General features: G+C 43.2%; 9 protein-coding genes. 1 reads left to right on the forward strand and 8 read right to left on the reverse strand.

Going from position 1 to position 8,165, the window contains the following annotated elements; translation table 11 throughout:
* Positions 1-271 precede the first annotated feature (271 nt).
* Entirely contained in the window at positions 272-847 is a 576-nt protein-coding gene (locus tag MPL1_RS09380; protein WP_009726888.1) for a MarR family winged helix-turn-helix transcriptional regulator, read from the forward strand.
* 2 nt (positions 848-849) lie between these two features.
* Here MPL1_RS09380 and MPL1_RS09385 read toward each other — a convergent pair whose 3' ends face one another.
* The 8 genes from MPL1_RS09385 to MPL1_RS09420 all read right to left on the reverse strand — a co-directional run.
* Positions 850-1,896 carry an NADP(H)-dependent aldo-keto reductase gene (locus MPL1_RS09385; RefSeq protein WP_009726889.1) on the reverse strand — a complete coding sequence of 349 codons (1,047 nt, stop codon included), beginning with the start codon at positions 1,894-1,896 and terminating at the stop codon, positions 850-852.
* A 258-nt stretch (positions 1,897-2,154) separates the two neighbouring features.
* Positions 2,155-2,505 carry a hypothetical protein gene (locus tag MPL1_RS09390; RefSeq protein ID WP_009726890.1) on the reverse strand — a complete coding sequence of 117 codons (351 nt, stop codon included), beginning with the start codon at positions 2,503-2,505 and terminating at the stop codon, positions 2,155-2,157.
* Positions 2,506-3,032: 527 nt separating this feature from the next.
* Entirely contained in the window at positions 3,033-3,602 is a 570-nt protein-coding gene (locus tag MPL1_RS09400) for a hypothetical protein (protein WP_009726892.1), read from the reverse strand.
* Between the two features lie 57 nt (positions 3,603-3,659).
* Positions 3,660-4,373 carry a tetratricopeptide repeat protein gene (locus MPL1_RS09405; RefSeq protein WP_009726893.1) on the reverse strand — a complete coding sequence of 238 codons (714 nt, stop codon included), beginning with the start codon at positions 4,371-4,373 and terminating at the stop codon, positions 3,660-3,662.
* A gap of 293 nt (positions 4,374-4,666) precedes the next feature.
* On the reverse strand, positions 4,667-5,284 hold the full coding sequence (locus tag MPL1_RS09410) for a tetratricopeptide repeat protein (RefSeq protein ID WP_009726894.1): 618 nt from the start codon (positions 5,282-5,284) through the stop codon (positions 4,667-4,669).
* Between the two features lie 57 nt (positions 5,285-5,341).
* On the reverse strand, positions 5,342-5,962 hold the full coding sequence (locus MPL1_RS09415; protein WP_009726895.1) for a hypothetical protein: 621 nt from the start codon (positions 5,960-5,962) through the stop codon (positions 5,342-5,344).
* Positions 5,963-6,047: 85 nt separating this feature from the next.
* On the reverse strand, positions 6,048-6,581 hold the full coding sequence (locus MPL1_RS13625; protein ID WP_152417640.1) for a hypothetical protein: 534 nt from the start codon (positions 6,579-6,581) through the stop codon (positions 6,048-6,050).
* Positions 6,578-8,165: hemagglutinin repeat-containing protein (locus tag MPL1_RS09420; RefSeq protein ID WP_009726896.1), on the reverse strand; the 1,588-nt coding region annotated here is incomplete at its 5' end. The genes MPL1_RS13625 and MPL1_RS09420, both read right to left, overlap by 4 nt.

The following is an 8,165-nucleotide window of genomic DNA, read 5'->3' on the forward strand; positions in this document are numbered from 1 at the left end:
TATACATCTAATTTATTACGAGATTATTTCCGCAAACCAACCTTAAGTATTGTGAGCAAATATGCGCTTATAAGGCAGCATTGCGGTGACGACTAAATATATAGTACACTAAACATTATTGATTGCCAAGTGCCAACCAGAGCGTTAAGCAACTGCGTTCATTAGCTCTGTAGGCGCATGGCTTTATCTAAAGCGGCATTGTGATATCGATCTGCCAGACAGATGCTTCGAGATGAATTTCTGGCTAAAAACAGCACGAATGTGGAGAAATATGTCTGATACCAAGCGATTACTGGAAAACACCGTATATAATCTGGATCTGAACGATCAGGAAAAGGATCTACTGTTGAACCACATTGAAGAAGTATTGGTGGCCCTGCGCCGGGTCATTCGAGCGACTGATTTGCACTCTAAGTATCTGGCAAAAACAACCGGACTCACCGCACCACAGATCCTGCTATTGCAAACCCTGCGTGACAGAGGGCAAGTCACGATCGGTGAGATAGCCAATGATATGAGTCTGAGTCAGGCTACAGTCACCACCATTCTGGATCGTCTGGAAAAACGTCAACTGGTATATCGACAACGCTCAGACAGTGACAAACGCAAGGTACATGCTTTTTTGACCGATGAAGCCAAAGAGATTCTAAAAAGCGCACCCATCCCGTTGCAGGATCAATTCACTCGCCAGTTCAGCTATCTTCAGGAATGGGAACAAACCATGATCATCTCGGCATTAAAGCGTGTCGCCCAGATGATGGATGCACAACATATTGACGCCTCACCGGTACTGGATATCGGCAAGCTGGACCGTCATCACGAACCCAGTGACAGCAAGGCCAAATAAACCTAAGGCGACGGATTAGGCCACTGCTTGTGAATCGCCTCGATTTCTTCAAGCAATGTCGCACTCAATGTCAATTCAGTACTGGCGATATTACTTTCTAGCTGCTGCATACTGGTGGCACCGATGATATTTGAGGCCACAAATGGGCGGGAATTGACAAATGCCAGTGCCATTTGTGCTGGCTCCAAACCATTTCGGCGCGCCAGCTCCACATAGGCTTTTGTTGCTTCTATGGCTTGTGGATTACTGTACCGAGCGTAATGCGGCCACAAATTGAGTCGAGCATTATCATCCGCACTGCCCTCTACATATTTACCACTTAATACACCAAAGCCCAACGGCGAATACGCCAGCAAACCTACTGACTCCCGGTAGCTGATTTCGGCACACCCTATTTCATAGGTTCGGTTAAGCAGACTGTAGGGATTCTGTACCGACACAATCAGCGGCAGTTGCAGCTGTTTGGCGACCGATAAAAACTGCATCATTCCCCATGGCGTTTCGTTGGAGAGTCCGATGTAGCGAATTTTCCCGGCCTTCACCTGCCCTGCCAACGCTTGCAAGGTTTCCTCAACAGGGGTGAGGTCCGGTTCAGAAAGGTCTGCTTCAAATCCCAGCTTGCCAAAATAATTGGTTTTTCGCTCCGGCCAGTGCAACTGATACAAATCGACATAATCTGTTTGTAATCGCTTCAGACTATTATCCAGTGCCAGAGAAATCTGCTCGGCATTAAAACGACTATGCCCACCACGAATATGCGGGATCCAATCTGGGCCAGGCCCCGCCATCTTGCTGGCAAGCACAACATCATCACGACGACCACGGGCTTTCAGCCAGGTGCCAATGATGCGCTCTGTTTCGCCATAGGTTTCGGCTTTAGGTGGAATCGCGTACAACTCAGCCGTATCAATAAAATTCACACCCTGAGCTACCGCATAATCAAGCTGCTCATGCCCCTCTGCTTCGGTATTCTGTTCGCCAAACGTCATAGTGCCCAAACAGATTTCACTGACACTTAAATCAGAGTGTCCCAAGGTGTTGTATCGCATGATTGATTCCAGATTGAGTTTTTGAAAAGACCAGCCTAACCGACCATCATAAACGCCACAGGTTCAGATCATGACCCTCTGATTGATGAGTTGCAAGCCGAGGTTTTACTGACGTTTGCTCACCATCGTTATCAGTAATGCATATGAAAACACTCGGTTGGTGTTGCTAACAACATTGACGCTGAAACCGACAGCAACTGTGCTTTGACGGTAACGATATTATATTTGTAGGTGTCAGTTTTCTCTGGTGATGCCGGCCTACTCAGGCACAGCACGCGTACCCCGGTAACCCTTTTCAGTCATACAGGCATACCATGCTTTTCGCAGGCGCATCTCCGTCTGCCGCTCTGTTTCTTCGGGACGTTGCGCGGCTTTAATTGCGTTGGAGCCGAATTGTATGGATTCGTTGGGAGGGCCACCGCATTCTGCCGAATCCTGTCGTCGAGTTTCCGACGTCCAGCCCGGTTTTTCGTTGTATTCCAGATGGTGTTTGGTCTCACCTACGCTGGTAGCAACCAGAACCGTCGTATTACACCCCGTCAGGAATAATGACGCCCATAGCAACCGCATCATTTTTACGCTGCCTGCATAATCGAAATAACCTTCCATTCCTGGGCGGCAACACTGCTGCTGCCCAGTGAGTTACAACCTCAACAGATTAGTAGATTTTATAAGCTTTGAGGATATCGTTCTTATCGAAGACAAATATCGCTTGCCTTGACCCATTGCTACAGAGCAACCCTTCATCTTCTCCATCTGTGATTCCAGTACAAGACATTCTATTGGTGAAGTTTTGCACCTGACATTTCATTGTTACGCCGTTTTCTGGTTTTAGGTGACCATTTATTAAGTGCTCTTTGATGGGACGGGCAGTCATGATCAATCCTGCTATTGTTGGTAGTTAAGCATCCTTGTGAGAGCAACACACTAAGGCTAACTAATACTGAAATTAATCGTGACTTCTTTTTCATGAGTGATTTCCATTGATTGTTGCTTGAATTATTGGAGTCAGAGTAAAACTACTCATCCATTCCATACTTACTCATAGCCAGCCATGAGGGCGTGCTCTACGACCTATTGTTTAACGCTTTCCTGTCGGTCTTTTGAACTATTACTTGAATCCTTCACTGTTCAAATCAACGAGGTATGTGCCCATTGATCCCATCTAAATAGACCTTTTTGGCCTGTCTGGATATCAGTGAAGGTTGGTACATAACCACGGCATCACTATTTTTTTCCTTGATAGTGAATTTAAATATAAATGTGGAGTCGTTGGCGGTATAAATCCAAGGCTGTGCCTTTCTGGTCATAGGAGAGGCTTCAGATCTGCCAAACCAGTTTGAGTTTTTAAAAACTGGTGAGTCGTCCAAAACAACTAACTCTAAACTACCATTCTCCCTCACATGTTCTATCTTGACGTAATCTAGAGGGCGCTGGTTTTTCGATAAGAATGAGAAAATCCAGGTCAATTCAGAATTCTCAGCACTGGATTTTGATAAAGAAACGTTCACACCTGCTGTTTCAATTTTGTATTGTTCATTCTCGACAGGCAATGGTCCAGCACGCGTCATCTGTGCCTTGATTACTTTTCCTTCATCCACCTTAAAAGATCTTTCTGTGACTGTATAACCGAGGTAGCGTGGACCCATTACGCAGGCGCTGAGATGACTCAACAGCATAAAAACTAAAAGTATTCGAAGTATCATGATCGCTCCTTGCGAGATTTATTCTATGAAATTGTTTATTAATTTTATTGTTACCAATTAATCCATCGGTTCCATCATTTTTGCCTTCAAGAGTTTTATGAACTGTTCATTTGGTGTGCCACCTAAGGCGCGTTGTTTTGCAACTACTTTCCAGGCCTCTTGATATCTTTCCCCCCAGTAGTAAGCCCGAGCCCAAGAGTCATATAGATAATTTTTGTCCGGTTCAACCTCCTCTGCTTTTTTGTATCGCGTTTCAGAAAGCGCTAGTAAATCTGCCCTTCTCTCGGGTGAAAGTGAAGGATCTCTGAGACCACAAAGTACAGTGATCAACCCTGCGTCGGTATATATACCTTGGAAATTCGGTGGATTCATAGATAGGGCTTTATCCATCATGTCCATGGCATCACAATGTTTTGCTTGATCATTCAGCACAGATCCGAATCCGGCATAAACTTCTGGGTTTTCAGGGTTGAGAAGCCAGGCTTGGTTAAACCTTCTCATCGCCATACCAAGCTTATCCTCACGATAAAATCTATATCCTTGATTCACCCAGAGCATACTTGCACGCTCGCGAGAACCAAATTGAGCGGACACATCAGAGATAAACTTATCATCCGCTGCCTTTATTTCTGGAAATTGAGATCGATCCATACCGCCGTACATCGGTATTTCATCGATACGTGTTTTCTGTTTGGCCGGGGATGTACTAGCTAAACACCCGCTCAGAGAACTAATCGAAATTAGTAATAAAATATATGGCAATGTTTTCATTTTTCATCCTTGAAACCGTATAACTTTCTATATTGGATTGCTGCTAATAGTTTGCAGCTAATGCCTCATGGGCATTTATATGGACTTTCACTCTTAAATTCCCCCTCTGTTTTAACGTCTTTTACTAGTACTATTTATTTTGGTAGACCTGACACAGCGCATGTCTGGTCAAGTAATCTCCACCACCTTTAACCACGAGTTGCATTTTTTAATATGCCTGCATTCTGCATCATAGGAATTGATAGCATATAGCCCTGAGATTGAGAGGCAGTCATGATTACCATGCAATATCATCAATCACTTGATATTAAACAGGTTTCCGGCACTGGATCTGGAATAAAACGTGCAATCTTACGGGGATTGTTTTGCCTTAACTCATTACTTTTCTTGGCAACGGACTCTGCTTCTAAAAACCTTCCTGTATTACGAAGGGAGCCTTCATATTCATCAAGATGATTTGCAAGCTCAATTGGGTCGTATTTGTCAGATTTCCTTTGATAAAGCAGAGGTAAAGATCTTTCATAAAGCACATTTGCTTCGGTATAACGTTCTTGAGCAAGATATAACCTGGCCAGTTCTGATAAGTTCTGTGTAATGATGGCTTCATCGTTATCAGCCAACTTTTCACGGGCAGTAATGGATTGTTTCAACCATTGTTCAGCCTCAGCCAATCGACAAAGCTTAATATTTGTCCTTCCTAGGCCATACATCGCAATAGCAATATATTGCTCATCTTTATTTTTATTTGCCGCCTCCAGTGTTTTTTCATAATGTCTAAGTGCTTCCTGATACTCCCCGGAAAGGTATGCTCTATTACCCTCATAATTAAGTTGGTGTTGACTGGAAACAATCGCACAGCTCATGCTTGAGAGAATTAAAAACAAAACCAGACATATTTTTATTAAATCCATTTTTATCCCTAAATTTATTGCAAAACAGATAGTCAATATGAAATTTATTAACTTTTCTCACCTGGTTTTTGAAGAAGTGTTACGCAACAGATCATTCATCTGCTGGTTGCTCTGACTCTGCACATCCCGTTGCAGTTGTGTTGCCCTATCGGGATATTCTTCGGTATGGTCCGCTGCTCGCCATGATGATGTGATTTTTGGAAGCTTCTCCTTATCGACATAAACTAAATCAACCTCAGGATGGGGATTCGCGTTAGCTAATATTTCCTGCTGTTTTTTATTAGCCACTAAAACGATCGTAGTTCCAGCAACTGGCTTGCCTTTGGTTTTTATCAATGCACTTTTTACCGTTGCAACATTAATTGCCTGACTTTTACCTAAAATCCCCACGGAAAGCACTTTCCCTGAAGAGAGCAACTGAGCAAGGTGATCTATCGCTGTCGATGATGAACCCATTTCGAGCGTTGCCAACATAAGCTTGTCTGAAATAAAGTCGCCTGGACTGGGTACTTCCAGAAAATACATCTCGGTTGAATCAGTCATTTTCATGATTGCTGTCATCTGTTCAGCATAAGGGTTTTGCCGTTTTTGTCCCGATGACTTCGTAGACGTTGAACATCCTGTAACAAGGATAAGCAGAAGGGTCGCAAGCGTTAGGTGTTGAATGGTTTTTTTCATGATTTGTCCTTAAATCAAGTAATTTCAATTGAGTAACTGGTGTGTCTTAGGCTAAAGATATTTCTTTGCTATTGAGGTAATGGGCTTAGTCATCAGGCAAACATTCTGGTGGCGGATTATTTGCTTTTTCTTGACTACAGAGCTGTGGAGCAAGTGCATTCGTTAAGCAGTAGTTATAATCACTTTTTACTTTGCAATACCAACCGTTTAAACGCCTTTCTACAGATGGCTTTGGGATGACAGCATCTGGTTGGCAGGCGGGGTAATTTTTTCGTTCTGGAAATGAAGCATCATTACAACCATCCTGTGCAGAACGCATGCCCCATCGCTTTTCATATCCTGCATTTTCCATACACTTGCTAGTTAAAAAATAATGATTCATTTGCTCGTGATAGCTAGTCACGCCTGATTTTATATAAGCTTCTTCGTGAGGCCAGCCAAGTGTACTCGGTGCTATTGCACCGCAGTTCAATAAAGCTTTTTTTATTTGAAGAGTGGATTGATTCTCTTTTATCCATATTTCATAATCCTCTGGCGGTGGCTTATCAATATTACTTAAACTATATTGACTGCATCCGTTAAATAAAAAAGCTAAAATCAAAAGGAGTATTTTTTTCAATTTTCAACTCCCAATCGGGCTGGAATATTTACTGAAATTGGTTTTCCGTAGGTATCACCACATACATCACTGGCTCCTCCATAACAACTATGAGTAGAAGTTGCCTGCCCAAATATATTGATCCATTCTTTTATCAAACTACTTCCTTCAGGAACTTCACCATAAGTAGCCTGATTTCCACCAATCAACCTTCCTACAAAATCTGCCGCATGGTTTTGTAACTCTACTGTCGTTTGATTACCCCCACTTAATTGATCAAGCGAGTTTGCTGCCTCTTGTGCAGAATAAGCTGGCCCCACAAACTTTATACTTGTGTCACTAAGGGGATCTACCAGGCCCATGGTTTGGAGTGTTTCCAAAGCATTGCCAATTGTCATCGCACCACGACTGTGACCAACCAGGTTAAGTCCATCCTGCCCATAGATTTGGGATAGATTGATAATTTCTTGTGTAGCATTGGTGTTACCCAACACAGCACTCTCAAGACTTTTCTGATACCCCGCGATCAGCAACTCTGAAAAGAAATTATTTGCCTCTGGAAAATAGACTAGATAAACCTTCTCATCAACTGGAGCTTCAGACATTTGAACGGAATAGGATGCAGCTGCCGATTCATCGTTAAAGAGTCCATTGGTGAACACATTAATCTTCTTGTTCTCGCCGTTTTCTTTTAATTTGAGTTTTTCAGTTTCATCCAGTGCATACATAATCGGATTACCGTCACTATCGTGAACGACTTTTCCTTCATCGTCCCTTGCAACCTCAAATATTTCAGCTTTGACCAAAAACATTTTTTTAAATGCTTCATCAGTAAACGTTGATATTGTTGAGGATAATAGTAATCTATCAGCTTGTTCCTGCTGAGCCTTCTCTTGTAATGCCTCCATATCTGGTCTTGCCAACACACGATTGGTATCTGAGGTATCTCGATTCAGTGCGGCGATAGTTTCTTCAGCATTTTTATCGGTTAATGCTATTTGAGTGGCCTCGTCGATGATGGTAATGCTGGCTGGGCTTACAGCACTGAGCGTAGTACTACTATCCTTAACATCCGCTTCACCGTAATTTTGTAGATTACTGACAAGCCCCTTAGTCGCAGCATATTTGCTGGTCATCATGTCGCTACTGAGTGTCATGCCACGTGTACTGGCCTTAGCATCCATATAATTCTCTATATTGCTAACCGTCAGAGTACCGGTTGTCAGTTGGTTCCTATCTGCATTGGCTGTACTTTCGATCAACGCACCCTTCAGATCAGTATTTCCAGCCACGGTGATATCAAAGCCTTCTTCACCCGCCTTAATACCACTTTGCTGATAAACACTGGCGTAATTACTGTTACTTTTTTGTTTACTGTTGCTTATGCTGACGCTGGGAATTTCAGCTCCGATAGGCATGCTGGCGCTGATACCCGTGTTATTTTGATTTGCTTTGCTGGTCGCTGTATCTTGGACACTTTCGATGTTAAGGTCACCCGCGACGTCAACAATCACTTGTTTACCGCTGGCATTGGCACCAATCAAATTTGTGTCTTTGCCGGAATTCAATGCCAACACTTCTCCGGCAGACACCTGAGTATTGTTG

It is taken from the genome of Methylophaga lonarensis MPL, from assembly GCF_000349205.1.
GTDB lineage: Bacteria > Pseudomonadota > Gammaproteobacteria > Nitrosococcales > Methylophagaceae > Methylophaga > Methylophaga lonarensis.